Here is a 25,554-nt window from a genome sequence, read left to right as displayed (position 1 = left end):
ATTACCCACGGTTTGGGGTGTTATACCCATGTTTATTATGTACGAACCAGTGCTAATTTCTTGATTTTGTGCAAAAAGAGTAACGTTGAATTGAAGGATTATACATAAAATCCAAACACTATAATTTCGTTTTTTTGCAAAACGAATTAATAAATATAGTTGGCTAATAATCATCGTTTTATATTTTTCATGGATAAGCTTTAACAATAAACATAAATCAATACTTATGCAAAATTGAATGTTACTCAAAATCAGTTATACAGACATCTTTCAATAATTATACCACTTCCATGGCCATTAGAAATTTATCTTTAATGCAAATCAGATGTTGACTGAAAAAAGAAAAGGCAGAAAATATTGAAAATAAAAAGATTTCAAGATTATTGCGAGGCTAACAAAAGCCCCTGCTCGCATAGTTTTAGTGTTTAAATCTTCACCTATTCTATTTTTTATCATATGATTCGTCAACCAAGTATTTGCCTTTTAAATAGTCAACAGGTTAAACCCTGATTATGTATTGAATTCAAAGAGATAACTAATTAATTTAAAGGCTTTAGGTTAAATTGTTTGGAACAATTTAAATCCAACCCAAATGGTTAACCTTCCAATTGAATATTCTGACAAGCCAGTCACTCCTTATGGAGGCATGAGTTTAATTAAGAAATTTATTGACCAAGCAGAAATTCGAGACTTTCTGGGCACTTTGGATTTACCTCAACCTGGTTCCAATCGAGGTTATGCCCCTGACAAATAATTGAATCTTTTTGGCTAAGTATCTGGACTGGAGCAAGTCGGTATATTCACTGCGATTTGCTCAGGTAGGATAAGGTTCTTCAGTCTATATTTCGATGGGACAACATGCCTCACATATAGTCGTTTTTTTGGTAAGTTTTCTCAGAAAAGAAATACAGAAGTATTCCCTGCTTTACAACATTGGTTCTTTGAACAAATCAATGTAGATAACATTACTGTAGACTTTGATAGTACTGTCATACTCTCGGTATGGAGAACAGCAAGGGAGTGTGTGAGTTTATAATTCTAACAAGCGTGGAAGAAATTCACATCACCCACTCTTGGCTTTTGTAGGGCAGACTAAAATGGTGGCCAATGCTTGGCTTAGGCCTGGGAATAGTGGCAGTTGCAAGGCTTTTATGCAAGAAACTTTTAATCAATCATTAAAAGGAAAGAAAGTTGGTCTTGTACGAGCCGACAGTGACTTCTATACCGAAGAATTGCTGAGATATTTAGAGGAAGAAAAGCATAAATACATAATGGCTTTCAAAATGTATCCTAATGTAAAAAGTGAGGTTTTGGGGCTTAAAGACTGGGTGACTTTAGCACCTGGGATAGAGTTGAATGAAATGGTTTTCTGTCACCAAAATGTTAAGTCTAGAAGATATATTATAGTTAAAAAGCAAGTTGAGATTCGACCTAAAGCCCGTGGAAAGCAACTCTTTGAAGACTTGCCTGGCTATCCTTTAGTTGTTATGTAACCAACTTGGAATTACCTCTTGACCAAGTTTGGAATGTCTATAATACTAGAGCTGATTGCGAAAACAGAATCAAAGAATTTAATGACGACTTTGGTATAGAAAACTTCTGCCTACAGGACTTCTGGGCAACCGAAGCATCCTTTAGGTTCATCATGGTATCCTATAACTTAATGAGTTTTTCAGGCATTATGCGTTAAATCAACATAATAGAGCTACACTCAAAACATTAAAAGTCTATTGCTTTGCATTAGGAGCATGGACAGTAAATCATGCTAATAAAACGGTACTGAAAATTGCCTTACCAACTAAAAAAAGATCATGGAAGGATGGGGTTTTCGCACAAAAAGTAACCTTAGCCCGCCATTCAACTATTCTATTACGGAATTCCAGTTTAAAGGAGAATCTATCAAGAATATAAAACCAATTTATAAACCAGGATTTTGCGTTGTGGAATCATTATGAGTACTTAAAGTTCAATAAATCAGATAATTAAATTCAATTTTCATAGAAACGTTATGGTGATTGAGTTTAATTGCTTTTATGTACTGATTTGAAGCAATTTAGCTACGGTACCAATAACTATCGGGAGATTGCCTAATGCATAAATGGGGATGAATTGCATTGCAATCAAATCATCCCAAAATTAGCTTTCCTAGATGGCACCCTTTGACCGGAATATTCAATATATCATAAACCGGGTTCAACTAATGATTTTCTTATAGGCAGCTTTGAGACTGCTAATGAACAGTGAACATGCTTTCGGTGAAGTTGATTTTTAAGTTGACTAATGAGAATTGGTTATGTTTATAGTAAACTTGACGATAGTAATAATTTATCTGGAAATGATTAAATATTTATAGTTGCTTGGAACCTTTAATGGAGACCCTAATAAATATCCCATTTTATTCCAAATTTAAGAATCAACTAGAGGGAGAATGTTAAGGTCTGGAGGGGAGCTTAATATAGTATTTAGGTGGAAAACAATATTAGACAGAGGAGGTTTTTAAAATACATAATTCTTCTATCAAGAGTATTAAGGAAATTTTACTGTTATCTATTATAAGTGGAAAGGAAAATCGAAATATAAATTCATTCTTATATTTGTTGGCTGTTTCTCGCTTTCAAATCCGGTCTAAAAGGTGTCTATTTGTTGCTGGTCATGGTAAGTATTTGTAAACTATAGTAGGTTGTCGCACAAAAGATTATAATAATCGTACATCTGTAAGGATTTTATTTTAATAGAATACAGGCACTTCACAAAGTGTAGTGTCCCAAACTGAAAATTTTAATGATTCAAGTTGTTCATAGAGCTCTTAATATTATAGAATATATTGCTGCTAGTGGCAGGAAGGATGTTCCTCTGGCAGAGATTGCCAACCATCTAAAATTAAATCATGGAACTTGTGCTAATATCATAAAGACTCTGGTTATTCGTGATTATTTGGAGAAAAACCCTAAAAAGGGGTATGGGCTGGGAGGCATGTTGTATTCTTTAACTGGAGATAATTCTTATAGTATAGATTTGATAAACGCTTCTCGCGATTTGTTGTCAGAATTGATGATATCTATCAATGAAAATTGTATGATCGGTATTTTGAGAGGCGATATGAGAGTAAGTCTTCACGATGTGTACGCAGAACAAGAATTGCATGTCATAAATAAGCGTGAGAAAAAGGCCTTTGAAACTGCTTCAGGCAGGGTTTTGTTAGCCCACTTGACTGAAAAGAAAATTAATGATTTTATTCAAACCTATGGATTGCCATCTGCAGAAGTTTGGCAGGGAGTGCAAACGGAATCTGATTTTAAGGAGGCTTTGATAGATATTAAAAAAACGGGATATGCCCTTCAAATGGCTCGTTCTGGAATTTTGGGGGTTGCGATGCCTATAGAACAGAATGGTGAAGTTGTGGCTGGGCTAGGTGTCTTTTTGCCAAAATTTCGATTTGATGAGTCTACCAGTGAAAATATTTTATTACAAATGAGGAAGACTGCTAAGGAAATAGGTCAGGCATTGCCATAGAATTTTAAAAGTATATTTTCAATAGGTGGTCTGGCAGCTCAATTTGTCTTGAGAATTCAAAATAATAGTAAGTCTAACTCTTCAGGAGCTGGTATATGCTGTGTTAAGTTAAGTTTGATTAAATAGAGGTCATGTCTATTCTTCAGCCTAAGTGCTGTTTCTCCTTACTATAGGTATACTCTAATACTAAGCAATTTAATGTTAAGTTATTACGCTTTGAAAGAGTTTATGGCTTCTTTATTTGTAATAGATTCCATGTAGACCTTTATACGAACTGTGCAGTTTCTCATATAATTTTTTGGATACTCATTACATGCAGCTAATCATGATTTATTAAAAGTGAGCTCCATGCTTATCTTTTGTAAACTGGCTTTGGTTTTTAGATGGAAACTTTCTGTCTTTAAAAATTGAATCCGTATCACATTTTCCCATCCTTTTAGTTAATACAGATTTTTCATAAGCCAGATATCCTTTTTAGGGGTGAATATTTGGCATAAATGGTATTGTTCTAATTTATTACTGGATATTTTTTTGTGAAATTCTTCTGAAAAGGCTTTGTAATTATAAGCAGGCTTTATATTTTTGTATATAAAGTATTATTCAATAATATAAAATAAATTTTAACCCTCTTGAAATGATGAAAATTTATAACCGAAAAAAGCAAGTCTTATTGCTGCCACTTCTGTTCTGGGCGAACGTACTTCTCGCCCAAACAAACATTACTGGATTAGTTACTGATTCCGAGACTGGTATGGCCTTGCCTGGGGCATCTGTGGTAGCAGGTAATAATGGCAGCATGACGAATGGAGAAGGTCAGTACAGTATTAAAGTGGAGTCTCAAGATACTAAACTGATCGTCTCTTTTTTAGGGTACCTAAGCCAAAGTGTAACTATTGGCGGACGCTCCCAAGTTAATATTGTATTAGAAGCGAATACATCACTTTTAGACGAAGTGGTAGTAGTAGGCTATGGAACGGTTAAGAAGAGTGACCTGACGGGGTCGGTATCTTCTATTAAGAATGAAGAAATAACAGCGTTTCCAACTGCTAATGTTATGCAGAGCTTATCTGGACGAGCTTCAGGTGTACAAGTGAAACAGAATACTGGTGCTCCGGGGGCTCCAGTAAGTGTGCGTATTAGAGGGACAAATTCCATTCAAGGCAGTAATGAGCCATTATATGTAATTGACGGTTTTCCTTATTCTGGCAGTAGTCCAACTGTCCTTAGCAATAATGATATTGAAAGTATTGAAATACTAAAGGATGCTTCGGCCACAGCAATATATGGTTCCAGAGGGGCTAATGGCGTGGTGTTAATTACAACAAAACGAGGTAAATCAGGAAAAACTACTGTCGATTTCGAATCTAGTTATGGTGTCCAGACATTACGTAAGAAGCTAGACTTGATGGATTCTCAACAATATATGACTTTCTATAATGAGCAGGCTCAAAATGATAACTTGAGCCCTTATTTTACTCAACAAGAAATTGATCAAGCAGGTAATGGGTTCGATTGGCAAGATTTAGTTTTTGGTAGTGCCCCTATAAAAAATAACAATCTATCTATAAATGGGGGAACAGAAAAAACACGTTTTTCTGTATCCGGAACTGTTTTTGGTCAAGATGGTATAATTAAAGGGAGTAATTACAAGAAATATTCTTTAAGAGGGCATTTTACACATGAAATTAATAAAATGCTTTCTGTAGATTATGGCGTAACACTTACTAGGAATTCAATAGAAACTAAAAACTCAAGTGGTGGAAATAGAGGAGGCTCCATGATTGGGGCGGCTATTTCAGCACCACCCACTCTCACACCTTATAATGAGGACGGTTCATATAGAGTATTGGCAACATCTTATCCATTTATTTCAAATGTCTTAACCAATCCATTGAATCACATAAATGAACAAACAAATGGTTCTGTTGCCAATATAGCTTTGGCTAACGCAGCGATCTCGTTCGAGCCATTCGAAGGTTTAATTTTGAAAATCTATGGTGGTGCGGAGAATAATGACTCACGCACCAATAATTACACCTCGGTAAACTTTATTAATTCTACTGGAGGTGCAAGCGTTTCGGCTTCGAATAATCTAAGTTTATTAAACGAAAATACGTTAACATATACCAAAACCTTTAATGATAAACATGCACTTACTGCTCTTGCAGGCCTTACTTATCAGGATTTTAAGTACGAAGGACTCTCTGGATCGGGAAATGGATTCTTAAGTGACGCCACCGAATCTTATGACCTAGCTGCGGCAGAAAATCCAGGTATTCCTGGCTCAAGTTATTCTTATTCTACATTAGTCTCCTATCTGGCCAGATTGAATTATAATTATGACAGCAAGTATTTATTTACAGTGAGTATGAGAAGTGATGGTTCTTCCAAATACTCTGAAGGCAATAAGTGGGGGTATTTTCCTTCTGGAGCTTTTGCTTGGAGAGTGATGGAGGAAGATTTTATGCAAAACGTTTCTTTTCTTACTGATTTGAAATTCCGCACAAGTTTTGGGTACACGGGTAGTCAGGCCATTGGTGCTTATGCTACATTGAATCAGTTAGCATCCGGTAAAACTATATTTGGTGATGTTCTTTTTAACGCTTTTGCACCAGGGACTACTTTACCTGGGGATCTAAAGTGGGAAACTACAGAGCAGTTTGATATGGGTTTAGATTTTGGTCTATTGAATAATAGATTAAAACTTACGGTGGATGCTTATATGAAAAATACAAGGAACCTTTTGAATACAGTTCAGTTGCCTTCATCTCTCGGTTTTACACGAACAATTCAAAATGTGGGACAAATTCAAAACAAAGGCCTTGAGTTTTCCACCGATGTAATAGTCTCGGATAAAAGTTTCAGTTGGGATATAAATGCTAATATTAGTTTTAATAAAAGCAAGGTTGTAAAACTATACGGAGGTCAAGATATACTTGGAGGTTCTGCCAATGTGACATTTATTAATGATAATACGAGTTTATTACGAGAAGGAGAGCCAATGAGTGTGTTCTTTGGTTATTTAAAAGATGGGTATGACGAAAATGGGAAAGAAATTTATAAGGATGTCTCAGGAGCAGATGGTTCTCCAGATGGTATAATAAATCAATTTGATAAAACCATTATTGGAGATCCTAATCCTAACTTCATTTACGGAGTTAATTCAGTAATGAAATACAAAGGTTTTGACTTGAGCATCTTTCTTCAGGGCTCACAGGGCAATGATATCGTAAATGTAAGTGCCATTGGAAATTCTCTAGATTACGGATTTGGTCTGAACATGCTCAGTAGCGTGTATGATGATCATTGGACGCCTACTAATACAGATGCTAAGTATCCGGCTATTACTCGAAGTCTGAATATGCGTTATTCAGATAGGTTGGTAGAAGACGGTTCATATATTCGACTCAGAAATATTCAGTTGGCCTATAATTTACCAATAGGGAAAATGGGAATGGATTGGATGAGGAATGTTCAGTTATATGCGAGTGGTCAGAATTTATTAACTGTTACCAAATATTCTGGGTGGGATCCAGAAGTTAACTCACAAGGAGGGTCTAACTCTATCGGTCAGGGAATTGACCATTATTCTTACCCTACAGCAAAATCTGTCACTTTTGGAATTAAACTAGGTCTTTAAAATTCAAGAATCATGAAAAAAATAATTTTTATAATAGCTTTCGCATTTCTTGGTTTCAGCTGTGAGGATGTATTAAAAGAAGCACCGAAATCATTAGCTGTAGAAACATTTTATAATACCAATGCAGAGGTAGAGTCTGCTCTAGGTGCAATATATCAAGCACTTCGAAGTGACAATGCAATGGGTGCACTTTACCCTGCCCAATTGGAAGCGTATACAGATTACAGTTATGGCCGGGGGAGTTATGGTGTTCTCTCTACTTTCCAGGGACTTGATGGAAATAATGAGGGTCGTATCGGATCTATGTGGAATACGTTTTATTTGGCTATTAGGAATGCAAATATAGTAATTGCCAATGTGCCGGATGGTGAGAAGTTAGTGGAAGAAAGTAAGAAGAAATACATAGCAGAAGCGAAATATCTAAGGGGTTTGGTGTATTTCATTATGGTTCGAAATTGGGGCGGAGTGCCAATTAGAACAGAAGCGAACATGACCGATCTTGAGATTGCACGTAGTTCAGCAGAAGAGGTATATCAATTAATTTTAGCCGATCTTGAGTATGCCGAAACGAATCTCCCAGACATGGTTCAGATTTCTGGTAAGCCATCTCTTTGGGCTGCCAAGACTTTATTGGCTGATGTACATTTTTATAGAGGGGAATATGCCGACGCTCGTGATAAAGCAGGTGAAGTGATAGCTTCTGGTAGGTATGGTTTGGTTCCTGTTTCTACTGTAGATGACTATGAAAATGTTTTTGGCCAATCGGTAGTAACTACCTCAGAAGAAGTTTTTTACCTAAAGTATTCACACCAAGGTAACAACCAAGGATGGTGGTTTGTACAATTCATTCACCATCCCGGTACAGGCTTATTTGGTGGTGGAGGCTATTATGCCCATTATAGTGATTTAAAGTCTAATTCAGTATTGGCGAACATGGATCCAAATGACTTGAGATTTCAGTTGTGGTATAATTGGAATATTGGGCTTGGGGAAAACACGCTACTTAATAAAAAATTCAGTGATCCAGAGGCCGCAGGAGGTGGTGCAACGTCAGGGAATGACTACCCTTTGTATAGATACGCAGATGTTCTCCTAATTTATGCTGAGGCAGAGGCAAAAGCTGCAAACGCAGTAACTGCTGATGCAGTTGAAAAATTGAATATGGTGCATAGAAGAGCTTATGGGAAAGAGGCGAATGTGTCCTCTGATGTTGATTTTAAAGGAAGTGATTATTCACTTGATGATTTTGTGAACCTAGTGATTGAAGAAAGAGGGTATGAGACTCAAATGGAGGCTAAGCGTTGGCTAGATCTTAAAAGAACTGGTCAGCTGAAAGAAAGGATTAAGGCTGCTTCTGGGATTGATGTGAAGGAGAAGCATCTCTTATGGCCAATTCCAAACTCTGAATTGAATTTCAATTCATTGATTGATCCATCAAAGGATCAAAATCCAGGGTATTAAATATGTTTACAATACCCATGCAGAAGGATTTTTATCCTCTGCATGGGGTATTGTTTGTGTATTCCAATACTTAATCTAAACCCTGTACTAACTATGAGACAAAAGAAAATCTTGTTTTCTGTTATATCTACTTTATTCTTTTTACTCGCTTTAAATGCTTTTGCTTTTGATCATTTCATTAAAAGAGATGGGGACAAGTTGAAAGATGGTGAGAAGACCTTTCGGTTCATTGCGGTAAATGCCCCAAATATTAATGGTCATTATGATGGGTATAAAAATACTAACCCATCCAGTGGTTATATCTATGACCCTATGGAGCTAAGCTATGAGATGGAATCACATTTCAAGGATATGGATCAGATGGGGGTAACTGTTACTAGAAATTGGGGAATTACAGTTAATAATGGCTTAGGAGAGTTTGAAGCTTTAGTTGAAGGTCCAGGTGAGTATAATGAAAGGGCTTTTCGTAGAATTGACAAAATGCTAGAATTATGCAATAGATATAATATCCGGATTATCCTGTGCTTGGTTAAAGAAAATAAATATTGGGGCGGAACACATGACTTTGCAAATCTTTACGGAGGAGGTGATTTCTATAAAGATCCAAAAGTGAAATCTGGTTTTAAGGATTTACTAAAAACATTCGCCAATCGAAAGAACTATTACACAGGTGTCCCTTATAAAGAAGATAAGGCTATTATGGCCTGGGAGTTTGGTAATGAAGTGCCTAACAAGCAAGGGCCGTGGATTAAAGAAATGGGAGAGTACATGAAAGCTATTGCTCCTAATCAGCTTATAGCAGACCCGAGGCGTGCTAATGGGATAAAGCAAATGCGTGAACTTGTAGACGATGTTGTTCAGAATATAGCCGTTGTGGATATAGTTAAGACTCGTCAATACCCGAATTACCGAAACTCAGTTTCTGAATTATGGGCTGAATGTGAGGGGAAAAGACCAATGTATATTGACGAATTTCAGGCTCTAGAAGGTTTTACTGAAATCTTGGAAGAGATACTAGAAACTGGAACAAGTGGTGGATTGCTATGGAGTCTCATGAAACCACAATATAATGGAGGCATCGGAGGGCATGCATTGTTTCATGCTTACTCTTGGGGTGGTAGTCGTTGGCCAGGGTTTGATAGCGGAGAATATTTTAACGAGCGTGGCAATCTAATGCAAATTAGAGAATATGGATATAAGATAAGAGGGGAAAAGGTTCCTCCCATACCTGCACCTTCTGACGCTCCATTTTTATTCGAAGGACTACGTAATGATGCTGTAGCCTTAAAGTGGCGATGTTCGCCAGGTGCAAGATATTATAATGTTGAACGTGCGGTAAGTCCTCTAGGTCCCTGGCATAATGTGAGTGGAGATATAGATATAAGCTATGATTTATACTTCTATCCATTATTCACGGATTCAGGTATTGTTCCGAACCAATCCTATTACTATCGGGTATTTGGCAAGAATGAATCCGGGGTTTCACTAGCTTCTAATGTAATAGGGCCAATTAGGCCTGCGGTAAAGATGGTTATGGATAATATGGAAGACTTTTCTTTAACTTATTCATCCAGTCCAAATCTTAAGATCTCTAAGGAATCATGGCCACGGTTAAGACAAACCGAAGAAGATTTTTTTCAAGTGGAAAGAGAAATGCAAAGTGATGCGGGAGAGATAGTTTATGGTGCTGATGAAATTAAATGGATTCAGGTTTTTGCTTTTGGTAATGAGGAAGAAACACTGGATATAGAGTTTTCTATGGATGGAGAAATTTGGAAATCTTTACCGGAGGGCTCTCTTCTTAAAACACATAGGGAGGCTTATGCGAGCCAAATTTCAGGAATGAAAGACAACTCTGTGGATAAGTACATCTATAAAGTACCAGTTCTACCAGAAGGGACGGCTTATGTGAAGCTATTGACCGGCAACGCAAATGCACAAAACACTTTTCCATGGATAGGACGTGTTCATCTTGGTTTTAATGGGCAAATAAAAACTAGACGCTAATACTATACAATATGAAAAACCTTCAAATAATAGCATGTCTCTTTTTAGCTCTTTTTTCTTCAATAACATTGCAGGCTCAGGTACAGGATGAAACAGATCTTGTTCAACCCTTTTATATAAGTCCTAGAACTGGAGAGCAGCATATTGAACTTAGCGGGAAATGGCAGCTTGGATACAAGGATAAAGGTATTTCTCAGATTGAAGAACTGGATGCAGTAACCAATTGGATTGAGACAGAGGTTCCCGGCGGTACAGTTCACTGGTCTTTGTATAGGGCGGGGAAACTTCCTAATATGTACGCACATTTGAATTCAGAACTTTATGAATGGGTAGAGGATTCAGTTTGGTATTATAAAAAGTCCTTTGACCTGAAAGAGGGGATTGGTAAAAATTATGCAATGCTTGTTTTTGACGGTGTAGATTACTTTTCGAAAGTCTGGTTAAATGGTAAGCTTTTAGGAAATCATCAAGGAATGTACGGAGGACCGGCTGTTGAAGTCAGCAAATTGCTAAAAAAGGAAGGGAATGAATTATTGGTGGAGGTTCGTTCTGGAAAAGAAACTAGAGAAAAAGGAGAGGCTGGACGTCGCAATCCGGCAAATGTTATAAAAGGATGGGAGTTTACTGGTGCAGTAGGTGCAGAACCTTTTTTTACGGTCGGCATGTGGCAAGGGGTTCGATTGGAGATTGTGCCCAAAATGCACCTCGAAAGACCATTTTTGATTACTAAAATTAATGACAAGGGTGAGGTCTCGCTTGAACTTAAAATCGAATTATTTGACAACCAGCAATCCCTGCAGTACAATTTGCATCCATGGACTCAGGCAAATTTAAGAAAAAAGGGTTTCTATAGCGAACATCTTTATAAAGAGTTTGCGGTAGAAAAAGGCCTGAAGGATGTATTTCTTATTGTTGAGATGACAAATTCGGATGGAGAAAAAATACAAAAAGAATGGCCAATTGATTTGTTTGAAAAAAGAAACTGGATTAGCAGAGAATTCTCTATATCTAATCCAAAGTTATGGTGGCCCAACGGCATGGGGGAACAAAATCTGTATAAGGTAAATGTAGCTCTAAAAGTTGGAGGAGCGATACTAGATCGTATTGGTTTTGATTACGGTATCCGTACAATTGAAACTATTAAAAGTGCAGGGCCTCAGGTTGGCGATTTCTGGGACAATTGGCAATTTGTAGTGAATGGGAAGCCATTTTTCATGAAGGGTGTCAATTGGATGCCTGCGGATGTGTTGCTGGATTTACCTCCTGAAAAATATGAATGGCTAGCTCAAGTAGCCAAAAATGCAGGAGTGCAAATTTTTAGAATTTGGGGTGCCGGTTTAATTGAGACTGAAGCTTTTTATGAAGCTTGTAATAAGGCGGGTATAATGGTTTGGAGTGAGTACTCAATGGCTAATTGGGAGGCACCAGAGTTTCCTCTCCATGTTTTTGAATCGCAAGTAATGTGGAGTATTTATCGTTTAAGAAATCATCCATCTTTAGCTGTTCATTCGGGTGGAAATGAATATAACGCTTATTCCGAAGCGAATTCTGCATTAACGGGGATTCTAGAGCGGTCATTAGAAATGTTTGATGGAACAAGGCCTTTTCGCAGAGCTAGCCCAGATGAAGGTAGTATTCATACCTATCCAGATATGGATCCAACATGGTATCTCAGAGAATATAAATCAGTTCCCTTTATTGCAGAAAGTGGTATGCACAGCATAACGGAACCACAGTCTTTATATGAGGTGATAAACCCGAAAGAATTCCAAAATTTAGGTGATATGTATAGCGATTCGTTTAAAGATAATCATCCTGAGTTTTTGCATCACTTTGTTGAATTTCAGGCTAATCGAATTCCACGTATGATGAGCAGAGCATCTCATATCGATGATATGCAAAATCCTTCGTTGGAGTCTATTGCAGAAGCCTCTCAAGTTGGTGCGGGCGAATTTTATCAAGTAATGTCTGATCTTATGCAGGGAAATTATCCTGTTACTACAGGCTTATTACCTTGGGTTTTCAAACGTCCTTGGCCCGTGGTGTCTGCTATTCATTTGGTGGATGGTTTTGGGCAACCTTCGGCTCCTTATTACTTTTTGAAACGAACTTATGAACCAGTACATGTATTGGTCAGGTTGGAAAATCTATTATTGAAGGGTGGAGAAAAAATACCATTAGAAGTGGCTGTAATAAATAGTCATGATGAGGAATTAGAGGGATACAGCGTAGAACTTAAAGTACTTAACTCGAAATTCGAAAAGCTTTTCAGTAAACAGTTTAAAGCAAACAAGTTGGCTGGTAATTCAACCGTAACCGAAATAGGTAAAGAAGAATTTCAAATTCCAGCTAATCTGAATGATAACTACTTTTTTGTTTTAGCGGAATTGAAAAATGGGGCTGGAGAATTGATTTCGCGTTCGGTTTATTGGCCTAGAACACTCTCGATGATGAATGATGAGGTGACTGCAAAAAAGTTTCGAGAATCGCCACAGCCGTGGCCAATACTTGAAAAAGGGCCTTGGTTAAAAAAGGAAGTAGAAATGAGTAAAACACAGATTGAAACGAAAATTCTGTCTGTAAAGGAAGAGGACGGACAGACCCATTTGAGAGTGAAAATTTCAAATAAGGGAATCAATCCGGCATTTAATACCGCTTTAGACATAGTAGGCGAGAAAAGGTGTTTTTATACAGACGATAATTACTTCTGGTTAGGGGTAGGAGAAGAGAGAATCATGGATCTACATATAGAATGGAGAGAAAGAGACAAGAAGAACTTAACAAAGTTATCTGTGAAAGCTTGGAATGCTGATGAACAAACGAAAAAACTATACCCTTAAAAAATAACCATGAAACACTTTTTAGTATTATTATTTATATGCAGTCTAATGGAATCTCATGGGCAGAATTCATCAGGAGGTTTTGCTCCACTTTTTCCTTTCGTTGTATCCTATGACGGACCACAGAATGTGACGAACATGTCGCATCTTTTAGATGCTCCAGCAGGGAAGAATGGTTTTGTTCGTATAGCTGATGGGCACTTTGTGAATGACCGAGGGCGAGTATGGTTAAATGCAACAAACTTAACAGGTTCTGCCAACTTCCCTTCTCATGAAGATGCGGATTTACTGGCTCAAAGATTGGCAAGGTTTGGGATTAATTGCGTGAGGTTGCATTATATGGACAGCGATTATGGCAACTTTTTGGAAGAGAAAGAACAAGGGATTTTTACGCTTGATTCGTATACTCAAAGAAATTTGGATCCAAAACAAATGGATAGGATGGATTATATGATATCTCGATTCAAGGAGGTGGGTATTTATACAAATATGAACCTTCATGTCGCCAGAAAGATGGACGAAAGAGACGGGTTTTCTGGAATAAACCAACGCCCAGCTTTAGATAAAGGACTTGATAATTTTGATCCTAGGATGATTGAGTTACAAAAGGAATTTGCTAGAGATGTAATGACGCATATTAATCCATACACGGGCATGTCTTATGCTGTTGACCCGGCTATAGCTATGGTAGAGATAAATAATGAAAATGCACTTTTTAGACAATATTTGTCAGGTTATATTGACAAGCTGCCTGAACGTTACGCTTCTGAATTTCAAAAACAATGGAATGACTGGATTCATGAGGAATATAGTTCTCTTGAGGAGTTGAGCCAAGCTTGGGGTTTGAGCAAGGACGAATTATCGGATCAATATCAAGAGAAAAGGATTTCTACAGTCAATAGGACTGTAGAATATTCACCACTTGTTCGTGATTTTTACAAGTTTATTTATGAAATAGAAAGGAATTATTGGACAGGAATGTACGATTATTTGAAACAAGATCTTGGTGTTAAGTCGGTAATTTCTGGTACACAATTAAGATATACTTCGCCTTTTTTACAGGCCGAACTTGACTATGTAGATATACATGCCTATTGGTGTCATCCTAGTCCCGTAAATCCTAATTGGGAAATAGGCAATGTGTCTATGGTCAATTCCATGAGTCTTATGTCTGATTTGGCCGTGCAGCGTATAGAGGGTAAACCTTATACCATTAGCGAATATAACCACCCTTTCCCAAATCAATATGGAGCAGAAGGGCAGCCTATGCTTAGAGCTTATGGGCGTATGCAAGGCTGGGATGGGGTATTTCAATATACCTATAACCACAGGCTTGATTTTCAACCGCAGTCAATGACTTATTTCTTTGATATGATAGCTCGTACCGATGTGCTTGCTCATATGCCGGCATGTGCCGCTATTTATTTACGAGGTGATGTGAGCGAGGCAAAGGAATCTGTGGTGGCTAAAGTAAATCATAGTTCTTATTTCGAAGGACTCGCTAGGGAAAGGAAGGTTACTGCTGGGATAGGCGTGGCAGGGTATTCACAGGAGTTGGCTTTAATGAAAAGAGTGAGCGTTGATTTGACGGAAGACCCTGTTGTTCAAAAACAAATATCCTCATCGTTTCCGAAGGATGAGAAAATAATAAGTAGTAGCAATGGAGAGCTTACCTGGAATAGAGAAATAGAAGGAGCTGCTTATTGGACAATAAATACGGACAATACAAAATTGTTCACAGGATTTCCTGAAGGAAGAGTTATAGAACTAGGAGGAGTAAAGCTCGAAATTGGTAAAACAAGACTAGAATGGGCTACAGTATCTCTTACTTCACAAAATGGAAATGGTTTAGGGGAGTCAGAAAGCTCAACAAGTATTCTTTTGACAGCAACCGGCTTGGTAGAAAACAAAGGAATGGAGATTGAAAAACTTCCGAAAAATAAAATAAGACTTACTAATTGGGGAGAAGGACCAATACAGGCTGAAGGGATACCAGCAAAAATTACAATCCCTTCATCTTCTAAAAAAACAAGGTGTTTTGCATTAGATCCTCAAGGTAATAGAAAGGGTGAAGTAAAAGTAAAAAGAAGTAGAAATGGCTCTTCCGAAATTGAAATTGGGCCTTCTTATGAAACCGTATGGTACGAAATAGAAATAAAATGACAATTAAGAGACTCAAATGAGAAAAATAACTATACCCTACAAATGGCAGTTAATTATACTGCTTTGGTTTGCATACTTTTTGAACCAAGGAGATCGACAAGTTTTCAATGTGGTTATCCCACTGATCAAAGAAGATTTAAACCTTAGTGATATTCAAATTGGTTTGATTGCTACAATCTTTACTCTTGTTTATGGTGTTTTGGTCCCTTTTGCTGGTTTGGCTGGCGACTTACTACGTCGTAAATGGATTGTATTTTACAGTCTCTTAGTGTTCAGTTTAGGAACCCTGCTTACAGGGTTTAGTAGTGGAATGATTCTGCTTATCTTATTCAGAAGTATCGCTACTGGTGGAGGTGAGTCTTTTTATTATCCTGCTGCGACTTCGTTAATTGGTCAGTTTCACAAAAAGACTAGAGCCATGGCTTTGTCTATTCATCAAACCTCACTTTATACTGGTATTGTGGCTAGTGGGTTTATTGCCGGTTATATTGGTGAGCATTATGGATGGCGTTCTTCATTTTATGTCTTTGGTGGTGTAGGAGTACTTTGGTCCATTGTTGTATTTTATAAACTGAAGGATTCGCCAACGGACACAACAAATTTAACCCAAGAAAGACCGAAGTTTAAGGAGATATTAAGGGCCATTTTGGCGAAAAAAACTGTTTACTTTCTAAGCTTGGCCTTTGGAGCTATGGTGTTTGTTAATATTGGATACCTTACCTGGATGCCAACCTTCCTGCACGAAAAATTTGATATGTCACTCTCGTCGGCCGGTTTCAATTCCATGTTTTACCATCATCTTTTTGCTTTTGTAGGGGTTATGGTAGGTGGTAAACTATCTGACCACTTTGCAGCTGTTAGAAAAAGAGTGAGGATGGAAACTGTGTTAATCGGCTTACTTCTTGGGGCACCATTTATCTATATGTTGGCTGTAAGCGACTCTTTGATGTGGTGTTATATAGGCATGGGGTTGTTTGGCTTTTTTAGAGGAATATATGACTCCAATTTATTCGCCGCCTTATTTGATGTTATTGAGCCCAAGTACAGGGCGTCGTCAATGGGATTAATGTTAGCTTTTGCTTTTACTATCGGTTCTTTCGCTCCGGTTTTATTGGGTTGGATTAAGACGGTCTCTGGTTTATCCGTTGGCCTGTCTGCTCTTTCCTATTTCTATCTAATCGGTGCTGTTTTAATTTTTATCGCAATTAAATACTCTTTTGACAATGATTATTATGAAGAAAATTAGTCTACTTACTCTACTAGTATTTGCTTTTCAGGGGCTTTTAGCTCAGCCATCTCAGAAATACTTTGATAATTGGGATGACCCCTATATCCAACAAAGAATAGAAGATGGAATAAGGCAAAACAGAATGGGAGGGTTTACAATACGGTTTGAAAACCTAAGTGGTGAGCCTATAAATGATGTTAGCTTTGAAGCCAAACAGACCAAGCACGACTTCTATTTTGGAGCCAATGGTTTTATGGTTAAAGGCTTTGAAGATCCCAAAGAGAATGAATTGTTTGAAAAGCATTTCACTCAACTTTTCAACTTTGTTACAGTTCCATTCTACTGGCCAGAATTAGAACCAGAGGAAGGAAAGCTGCGATTTGACAAAAATAGCGAATCGATTTATAGACGACCTGCACCAGATGTGGTACTTGAATTTAGTGACAAATATGGGCTAACTCCAAAGGGGCATACCTTGGTTTGGGATAATCCACGTTGGTCGCTTCCTAAATGGCTTCCGGCTAATGAGGAGATTATGGAACAAAAAATAAGCAAGCGAATAGAAGAAATTGCAGAAAGGTATGGGCATTCTATTCAGATTTGGGATGTAGTGAACGAAGTAACAGATAGGCATCCAGATGTACTGATGCCTAAAGACTTTACTTTTAAATCATTTAAAGAAACAGAACGTCTTTTTCCTTATAGCAATGATTTGACTCTAAATTTCACCACAGGTATTTGGGGAAGGAGCAATAGACGTGAATATAGTGCAGATTATCTATTGATTGATAATATGAAACTTAGAGGTGCTAAAATGGACGTTATTGGAATGCAGTATCACAATTTCAGTGAGGATGATTACTGGAAAATTCTAAAGGGAGAACAATTTAGTCCGCAATCCCTTTACAAGACACTTGACCTTTATTCAGATTTTAATTTGCCACTTCATGTCACTGAAATTACGGTGTCGTCTTTGTCAGATAAAGGGCCAGAATATCAGGCTATAATGACTGAAAATTTATACAAACTATGGTTCAGTCATCCTAAGGTTGAAGCCATCGTTTGGTGGAACTTGGTAGATGAAACTGCTGCTCCTGGGTATACACGAGCTGATGGAAGTGTGGTTAGGGGAGAAGACAAATGGATGGGTGGTTTGCTAAATAGAGATTTTAGTAAAAAGCCATCTTTTGAAGTGTTAGACAGGCTGATAAATAAAGAATGGAAAACACAGGTAACGTTAAAAACAGCCGAAGATAAAAATAGAGCTCACTTTACAGGCTTTTATGGTGAATACGAATTGGTGATTAAGAAAGGAGGAAAAACATATAAAAAGACACTAAATCTAAGTAAGAAAAGTGCATCTGATCAGGTGGTTATTTTAAATTGATAAACAAAATTCTATGAAAATTATTGATATGAAAGTACGTACTGTGGCTATTCCAATGAATGCCATGTTACGTCACAATACAGGGGTTCATCCTGGGTACTTAATGAGGACTGTTCTTGAGCTTATTACTGATGAAGGAATCGTGGGCTTAGGGGAAGTTGGCGGTGGAGATCAAAGGGCAGCCTTGTTGAAGTTGAAACCAAGAATTATTGGAATGGATCCCTTTGGAATAGAGGCTATAAAATTAAAGGTTCTCAGAAGTATTTATTATTTGTCGAATTCTAGATTATATGGAGCCATTGAAATGGCTTGTTTAGATATAATGGGCAAGGCTTGTAATGTTCCTATGCATAAACTTCTTGGTGGGAAACTTCGAGACGAAATACCAATGATTGGCTATTTGTTTTGGAGATATGACAGACCAGGAGGTGGGAATGATTCCTCCGCAGAAGACATCGCAGACCTCTGTGTAGAATTAAAAGAAACACTTGGAGTTACAGCTATGAAACTTAAGGCAGGGGTGATGGATCCCATGGAGGAAGTCAGAGTTCTTCAACTATGTCGTGAGCGTCTAGGAAATGACTTTGGTTTACGGATAGATCCAAATGGTGTATGGTCTGTGGCTACCGCAGTAAAGGCTGGTCGTAGAATGGAGGAGCTTGAAATTCAATATTTTGAAGATCCATCTTGGGGGCTAGAAGGGATGAAAAGGGTTAAAGAGCAAGTTCGAATACCCTTAGCGACTAACATGTATCCCAATAAGTTCGATGACCTAGGGCCTGCTATTCACATGAATACTATTGATATAATTCTCACGGATTTACATTATTGGGAAGGACCCAAAGGTGTTAAAGATTTAGTGGCAATATGTCAAACATTTAATCTGGGAGTGGCTATGCATTCAGGTGCAGAATTTGGAATCGAGTTAGCTGCAATGCTCCACACTGCCTCCACAATTCCTACGATGAATATGGAAGGAGATGCCCACTACCATTATCTGGAAGATGATATTATAGTTGGTGGTAAAATGAAATATGAAAATGGGGCAATAAAAGTACCAGAAGGGCCAGGTTTAGGCGTAGAACTGGATGAAGATAAGATGGATAAATATGAGAAGTATTTCGAAAAAATGGGAGATTATTATGCTCGTTTTCACGAGGATCCTTACCGTAAAGACTGGTATCCCAAGGTAGGTGGTATTTAAATATTGAATTGCGATTATTTAGTGATTAAAAAATGAATCTCGAAAAAACAGATGTTTCATATGATGTACTTCTCTCTGGGCTCATGTTTCCAGAAAGCCCTTTTTTTGATTTAAAAGGAAACCTTTGGTTTGTCGAAATTGAGGGGAGGTGTTTATCAAAATGGGATGGTTTGAATTTGAATCGTTTTTATGTCGACGGTACACCAAATGGTGGAATATTAGACTTAGAGGGTAATGTGTGGTTTTGTGATAGCGAAAGAGGAGAAATCAGAAAGTTTAATTCACTAGATGAAAGTGTGGAAACAGTTTGTCGTAATCTAGGTGATGGTACCAGGTTGCAAAAACCGAATGATTTGCTTTTTGATAAGAAAGGGAATTTACTTTTCTCTGACCATGCTAATGGTAGACAAAAGCCACTTTCTACGGTATGTGTGTTACCCAATGGGCAAGACACCGCGGAGGTGGTATCGGACAATAAATACTTTACAAATGGATTGGCCTTTATGAATGATGGTCATAAACTTATTTTTTCAGAAACATATCGTCAAGCCCTTTGGATAGCTGATTGGGATGCAGAGAAGTGTTTTCTGAAAAATGAAAAAGTATTTGCCAAGGCAGGGGAAGGACCCTGGGGGCCAGATGGAATAGCCTTTGATTTCGAGGAGAACTTGTATGTGACAGTATTCAATGAACATAAGATTTTGGTATATGATAAAATGGGAAGAATTGTTAAAGAACTTCTTTGTAAAGGTTGCAGGCCTACCAGCTGTGCTTTCGATCCGTCAGGTAGGTTAGGACTGGTGGTTACAGAGGCTGAAAACGGTGAGATACTTTCTTTCAAATCCCAGGGTAAAGGTTTACCAGTATATTTTAAATAAGTTATGCAAATAGAAAAAATATTCGATTTAACAGGAAAAGTTGCCTTGGTAACGGGTGGTAGTGAGGGGATTGGTAAGGCCATATCTTTGGGGCTAGCCGCTGCAGGAGCTAAGGTTATCGTTAATTATCTTTCGGGAGATGATAAAGCAGAAGGAACTAAGGAAGAGATAGAAAAGAAATCAGGAACATGTTTCTTGTTCAAATATGATATTTCGCTACCCGAAATCGTAAGTGAATTAAATGATTTTTTGATAGAGCAACAGCTTGTGATAGATATACTGGTGCTGAATGCTTCTGTACAGTTTAGGAAGAAATGGGAGGATGTGAATTTGGAGGAGTTTAGTAAACAAGTTAATACTAACCTCAGGTCTACTCTTTTGCTGGTACAGGCTCTGTCTCCTGATATGCAAAAGAAAGGCTGGGGTAGAATACTCACCATTGGTAGTATTCAACAAGTACGCCCACATCCTCAAATGATAGTCTATGCAGCAACGAAATCTGCACAGGTAAATATAGTTAAAAACTTGGCTCCACAATTGGCATCCCAAGGCGTGACTATAAATAATTTAGCTCCTGGAGCTATAAGGACAAAAAGGAATGAAGAAGTCTTACAAAACGAAAATTACAAAAAAAATGTAGAGGCCAAGATTCCTTTAGGTTTTGTTGGAGAACCACAGGATTGTGTGCCCATGGCTTTATTACTATGTTCAGGAGCAGGAAGATATATCACAGGACAAGATATTTTTGTGGATGGCGGCATGAATTTGCTCATCTGAGATTAAATAAAAACGAGGTAAAAAAGAAAGGAGAGAATAAACATTTAAAAAATTAAAATTATGAGTTCGGAATTATATAAAAAAGAGGTTGGTATGATGAACCTTGAAGATTTAATAAAAAACAGAGAAGAGGTGCCGGTTGTTACATTTCCGATTCCCGATAAAGAGTTATTGGCCAGATACGAAACATTGTACACAGGAGCGGTTAACGATGTTCTTCGTGAGTTTTGTCTGTTGGAACAGGCTCTGTCTGGCAGGATTGTGCCACTGCGTGAATATCAATCGGTAGCTGGCTTTGCATTTACCGTGAAGAGTTCTCCGAATGTGAAAATAACGGGAGAAATGGAATTTAGGACGCAGATGCTTGATGATATGTATGAGGATGCTTTCGTGGTTTGGGATACGAGTCGAGATTCGAAAGCGACCCTTTGGGGAGGTGTGATGACAGCAACGGCTAAAGGTAAAAAATTAAAAGGTGCTTGTATAGATGGAGGTATTCGTGATACGCATCAAATATTAGAGGCCGAATTTCCTATTTTTTATGAATACCGAATTTCTAACGGGAGTTTGGGGCGTTGCCTGATTACTGATTATCAAGTTCCTATAAAAATTGACGATGTACTGGTTAAGCCTGGAGATATTGTAATTGGGGATATTGATGGTGTTCTGATTGTACCCAGAAATATTGCTTATGATGTACTCATTAGAGCAGAAGAGATCAGAGAAAATGAAAAGAAGATATTTGGATGGGTTAAAGAAGGAAAAACCGTTAGAGAAATAACTGAGAGAGGAGGTTATTTCTAGATTTTTCAGCCTTATAGGATGAATTTTAAATGCATCATATAATTTGAAAGTAGTTTTGGAAGAAAGTCCAAATGAATTTGAAGCAAAAGTTTTAATATTTTTTTGAGTTGGTCTATGTTTTAGAGTGGGAATGATAAACTAGGCATCTCAGTTTTATTACGGAGATGTCCTAGTTTTGCAATAATTTTAAACACGTTTTTTTTAGCTACGCCGGTGATTGCTTGAATAAGTTGAATTCTTATCTTATGCAGTTTACGTTTTGCTAAAATCCCCATTGAATTTATTCTAAATTTAATGGGGATTTAAAGTTCAAATAGGCTCTTTTTGAGTTTTTAACGCCGCCTTCTAAAAGTTATAATTTGATAAAAGGGTTCAACTTTGTAATAAAGAGTTGATTTGTTTTCAATAAGTTTCGATAGTCCTATCTCAAAGCCTTCATATACCCTCGGGCCTTATCATCTTCAAATGAACCAAGGTATGCTTCGGTTGTTGCTAAGTTAGAATGTCCAAGTGCCTTTGATATAAATGCAATTGGAGCTTCCGATTGAAGTAGAATAGTGGCAAAACTATGGCGTGCCACATAGGTTGTGACGGGGCTGACTATACCTAATTTGTCAGCTATTTTCTTCATCCATTTGTTTGTTATCAAGATGATTTGCTGAATAGTTTTCATGATTTGTAGTTCTGTCATTTCTTGATTCAGAAAACTCATGAGATATGCGTTTCCATTTCTTTTGGTGCTTCCAAAGTTTCGAATGATAGAAATATGTTCGTCTGCCAGATAAATTTCTATTTCTTTTAAATTGGACTTATTGGTCCTCTTTGTTTTTTGTCTTACAAAAGTGATTTTTCGATTATTTGCGTCATAATCAATTTGCTTAAGTCTGCAAATGTCTGAAACGTTAATTCCATTCCCAAGGTAGCTGAAAACCCAAATAGCATGACTGCGTGCTTCTAAAGTATTTGGATCAGGAACATAATCAAGTATTTTATTGATTTCTCCTTTAGTTAAAGCTTTTTTGATGTTTCTTCCTGCTGGGATGACATAATCTCTTTTACCAAAAGGATAATTTTCTGTGATCTTTCTACTTATGGCTTCATTAAAAACAGCTCTGATTTGTCGAACATATATGCCAACAGTAGTTCTACTTGCCGGGTAACCTGGTCCAAATTTCTTTTGGCTTTTTCTGCCATATTTTAACATCCAGTCCTCATAATGATTCAGGAAGTTTACAGTAACTTGTTCAAAACTCAGTGTTAAAGGTTTTGTTTCATCTTTCGGAGGCTGAGGGAGGAGCAGTTCTGATCTAACATGCTTATCCATTTCTCTCAAAAACCTTTTTAACGATTGACTGGCCGTCTTATATGAATTCGAATTTGCTATCCTGTCTTCATTCCAAAGTTTATTGATTATTCCCTCAGTCAGTACGAAAACATCATTTTCGTTCGAAGAGTTTTAAAGGTGCTTCTTTGAGTAATTATCAAATTCATATTTAAAGGATTCGAATGTGAATTTACTTCCTAGATTATCTATAATTTCTACAGCTCTTTTATGGTAACCTGAGACTGTTTCGGAGCCATCTCTAAAAGACCCATAAAGAATTTCGTAGAGGTCAATAAATCGAGGGTTTTTTATTCTGCCACTTATGCCATCTTTTCCGATGCCACTATTAAATTTTTGATACTCATCAAGGTCTATTTTTATTCCTGTTGTATATAAACGTTGTGTTCTGTTATGTGTTAATGACACCTTAATTATTCCTTTATTCTCGGAAGATTTTCTGGTATCTAAGAAAATTTTTGCTGTCGGCATTGGGTTGTGTATTTTGGTTTAGTTGCATAACAAGTTGCAATACAAATGTACTAATTAGAAATTATTAATTAATAATTTAGGAAGTTATATTTCATGTAAAATGTTGATAATAAGTTGTTAATGATAAGTATCGATAAGTTGTGATAAATAGGAGACCTACTGATTATGGGGCTTGTAATCAGTAGGTCATTGGTTCGATCCCGATAAGAGTCTCTACGAAAACCGATTCAGAAATGAGTCGGTTTTTTGCAATCTGAAATTTTGCAGGGCTAATGTGAATTGGACCTTGAAAAAAATGGAATATTTCGAATTTCAGAACATCTAACTTTGACTCTTTACTCTAAATATTACTGGTACAATGTTGGTCAAAACATTAGCTTAAGATATGAATAAAGCTTCGTTTATCGGATTTAATGATGGAAGATTAGTTTTGAATGTGTTAAGGTATCTCGTGTTATTTCTTACGGTATGCCTATTCATATTTACTTCAGACACCCTTGTTTACTTTTACCATCATACAATCGCGAAACATTTCGACTTTGAACATTACTTTAATTATCAAACTGAAAGTAATGTTAATGCATGAGATGCCACATTTACTATAGCTTTGCCAGTTTTCTATTTAATGTGAAGCTTCAGGTTTAAAGGGATGCCATCCTACCTATATTTCTCAATTGGTATGCAATACCCTCTTTTGTATTTTATATAGCAAATAATCCCCCAGAGTTTGTACTTGATCTAAACAGCATTACTTATTCAGAATGTGTGATTTATGTAACTAATACTCCGTATCTTACAACTTAAGCGATTAATTAGTGACTTACTTTGTTTGGCAAAAAAGACGGTTTTAATTATAAATTAAATATCTGTTATAATTAAAAAAAAGTCTCTTAGCTGAAAATGAACAAACCTAACGATGGTATTGAGATAGAGAAGTCAAATGTTCATCTTATAATAGTAAACTTGCCATTCGCGGTGGTTGATAGACCTGTTATCTGGAATATTTAGCAATCTACTCATTCGAAGAGGTGGCCGAAAAACTTACTCCTTTTGATAGTTATGGTTCAAAAATAGATGGCCTGCCAAGAAGTATTTAAAATGATTATAAATGGCTAAGACGCTTAATGTCCAGTACTTACAGCTAAGTTACTGGTTTGATTTCTTTGGATGATATAAGCCAAACAATAAAAATGAAACTATTCATCAAATACATGGTAAGTCTTCGCTGTAAAAAGGTGGTAAAACAGGAGTTGAAAAAAATGGGACTTCATTTTATTGTGGTGGATCTAGGTGAAGTAGAAATAATGGAATCATTGACGATCGAGCAACGAGAGCATCTTCAAAAAGCACTAAGAGAAGATGGCTTAGAATTAATGGACGACAAAAAAGCAATTTTGATTGAAAAAATAAAGACCGTCATTATAGAAATGGTTCATTATACTGATGAGCTGCCGAGAACCAATTATTCCGATTACCTGAGTGAAAAATTAAATTATGACTATACCTATCTCTCAAATGTTTTTTCAGAGGTAAAAGGAATCACTATTCAGCAATTTATCATCAATCATAAAATTGAAAGAATCAAAGAATTAATCATTTATGATGAGCTTAATTTGACTGAAATCGCTTGGAAAATGCACTACAGCAGTGTGGCTCACCTATCTAACCAGTTTAAAAAAATAACAGGGCTTAGTCCATCCCATTTTAAACAATTGAAAATTAAACGGAGAAACCCGATAGAAGATATTGGTAAATGAGTTAAAATATCACTTCATCTAAAAGGTTACATTATTGTCGTAAATGACTTATTAATAGTATGCTAAAACAGCCATTGAATTT

The 25,554-nt window shown here is 37.0% G+C and carries 17 protein-coding genes and 1 pseudogene; 16 read left to right on the top strand and 2 right to left on the bottom strand.

What is annotated here, in order from left to right; all coding sequences use genetic code 11:
• Positions 1-592: 592 nt before the first annotated feature.
• The 15 genes and pseudogenes from ACTBZY_RS21640 (at position 593) to ACTBZY_RS21570 (ending at position 21,902) form a co-directional block, all read left to right on the top strand.
• Positions 593-754, top strand: coding sequence for a hypothetical protein (locus tag ACTBZY_RS21640; protein ID WP_463048474.1), 162 nt, complete (start codon positions 593-595; stop codon positions 752-754).
• A gap of 289 nt (positions 755-1,043) precedes the next feature.
• Positions 1,044-1,493: pseudogene (locus ACTBZY_RS21635) on the top strand (transposase); the annotation flags it as partial.
• Positions 1,494-1,498: 5 nt separating this feature from the next.
• Entirely contained in the window at positions 1,499-1,690 is a 192-nt protein-coding gene (locus tag ACTBZY_RS21630) for a transposase (protein WP_463048473.1), read from the top strand.
• 1,091 nt (positions 1,691-2,781) lie between these two features.
• On the top strand, positions 2,782-3,513 hold the full coding sequence (locus ACTBZY_RS21625; RefSeq protein ID WP_463048472.1) for an IclR family transcriptional regulator: 732 nt from the start codon (positions 2,782-2,784) through the stop codon (positions 3,511-3,513).
• 634 nt (positions 3,514-4,147) lie between these two features.
• On the top strand, positions 4,148-7,153 hold the full coding sequence (locus ACTBZY_RS21620) for a SusC/RagA family TonB-linked outer membrane protein (RefSeq protein ID WP_463048471.1): 3,006 nt from the start codon (positions 4,148-4,150) through the stop codon (positions 7,151-7,153).
• Between the two features lie 12 nt (positions 7,154-7,165).
• Positions 7,166-8,614 carry a RagB/SusD family nutrient uptake outer membrane protein gene (locus tag ACTBZY_RS21615; RefSeq protein ID WP_463048470.1) on the top strand — a complete coding sequence of 483 codons (1,449 nt, stop codon included), beginning with the start codon at positions 7,166-7,168 and terminating at the stop codon, positions 8,612-8,614.
• A 93-nt stretch (positions 8,615-8,707) separates the two neighbouring features.
• Positions 8,708-10,621, top strand: a complete 1,914-nt coding sequence (locus ACTBZY_RS21610; RefSeq protein WP_463048469.1) for a glycoside hydrolase 5 family protein — start codon at positions 8,708-8,710, stop codon at positions 10,619-10,621.
• A gap of 11 nt (positions 10,622-10,632) precedes the next feature.
• Entirely contained in the window at positions 10,633-13,461 is a 2,829-nt protein-coding gene (locus tag ACTBZY_RS21605; protein WP_463048468.1) for a glycoside hydrolase family 2 protein, read from the top strand.
• A 9-nt stretch (positions 13,462-13,470) separates the two neighbouring features.
• A complete protein-coding gene (locus ACTBZY_RS21600; RefSeq protein WP_463048467.1) occupies positions 13,471-15,624 on the top strand; it encodes a beta-galactosidase in 2,154 nt (717 codons plus the stop codon).
• Between the two features lie 16 nt (positions 15,625-15,640).
• Positions 15,641-16,870 (top strand): MFS transporter, encoded by a 1,230-nt coding sequence (locus ACTBZY_RS21595; protein WP_463048466.1) that lies wholly within the window; start codon positions 15,641-15,643, stop codon positions 16,868-16,870.
• A complete protein-coding gene (locus ACTBZY_RS21590; protein ID WP_463048465.1) occupies positions 16,857-18,239 on the top strand; it encodes an endo-1,4-beta-xylanase in 1,383 nt (460 codons plus the stop codon). The genes ACTBZY_RS21595 and ACTBZY_RS21590 overlap by 14 nt, the downstream gene beginning before the upstream one ends.
• A gap of 13 nt (positions 18,240-18,252) precedes the next feature.
• The gene (locus ACTBZY_RS21585; protein WP_463048464.1) at positions 18,253-19,443 is read left to right on the top strand and encodes an enolase C-terminal domain-like protein; all 1,191 of its coding nucleotides are present in this window, start codon (positions 18,253-18,255) and stop codon (positions 19,441-19,443) included.
• A 32-nt stretch (positions 19,444-19,475) separates the two neighbouring features.
• Entirely contained in the window at positions 19,476-20,321 is an 846-nt protein-coding gene (locus ACTBZY_RS21580) for an SMP-30/gluconolactonase/LRE family protein (RefSeq protein ID WP_463048463.1), read from the top strand.
• A 3-nt stretch (positions 20,322-20,324) separates the two neighbouring features.
• On the top strand, positions 20,325-21,098 hold the full coding sequence (locus ACTBZY_RS21575; RefSeq protein ID WP_463048462.1) for an SDR family NAD(P)-dependent oxidoreductase: 774 nt from the start codon (positions 20,325-20,327) through the stop codon (positions 21,096-21,098).
• 60 nt (positions 21,099-21,158) lie between these two features.
• Positions 21,159-21,902 (top strand): RraA family protein, encoded by a 744-nt coding sequence (locus ACTBZY_RS21570; RefSeq protein WP_463048461.1) that lies wholly within the window; start codon positions 21,159-21,161, stop codon positions 21,900-21,902.
• Between the two features lie 421 nt (positions 21,903-22,323).
• On the opposite strand, the gene ACTBZY_RS21565 is transcribed toward ACTBZY_RS21570, so the two are convergent.
• Both ACTBZY_RS21565 and ACTBZY_RS21560 read right to left on the bottom strand, forming a co-directional pair.
• Complete coding sequence (locus ACTBZY_RS21565) at positions 22,324-23,316, bottom strand: tyrosine-type recombinase/integrase (RefSeq protein ID WP_463048475.1); 993 nt, start codon at positions 23,314-23,316, stop codon at positions 22,324-22,326.
• Positions 23,317-23,358: 42 nt separating this feature from the next.
• A complete protein-coding gene (locus tag ACTBZY_RS21560) occupies positions 23,359-23,715 on the bottom strand; it encodes a hypothetical protein (RefSeq protein WP_463048460.1) in 357 nt (118 codons plus the stop codon).
• Between the two features lie 1,190 nt (positions 23,716-24,905).
• On the opposite strand from ACTBZY_RS21560, the gene ACTBZY_RS21555 reads away from it, so the two are divergent.
• Positions 24,906-25,472, top strand: coding sequence for a helix-turn-helix domain-containing protein (locus tag ACTBZY_RS21555; RefSeq protein WP_463048459.1), 567 nt, complete (start codon positions 24,906-24,908; stop codon positions 25,470-25,472).
• Positions 25,473-25,554: the final 82 nt, after the last annotated feature.

The organism is Arcticibacterium sp. (assembly GCF_055134445.1).
The sequence above is the reverse complement of the archived record's forward strand: the minus strand, read 5'-3'. Positions and strand labels throughout refer to the sequence as shown.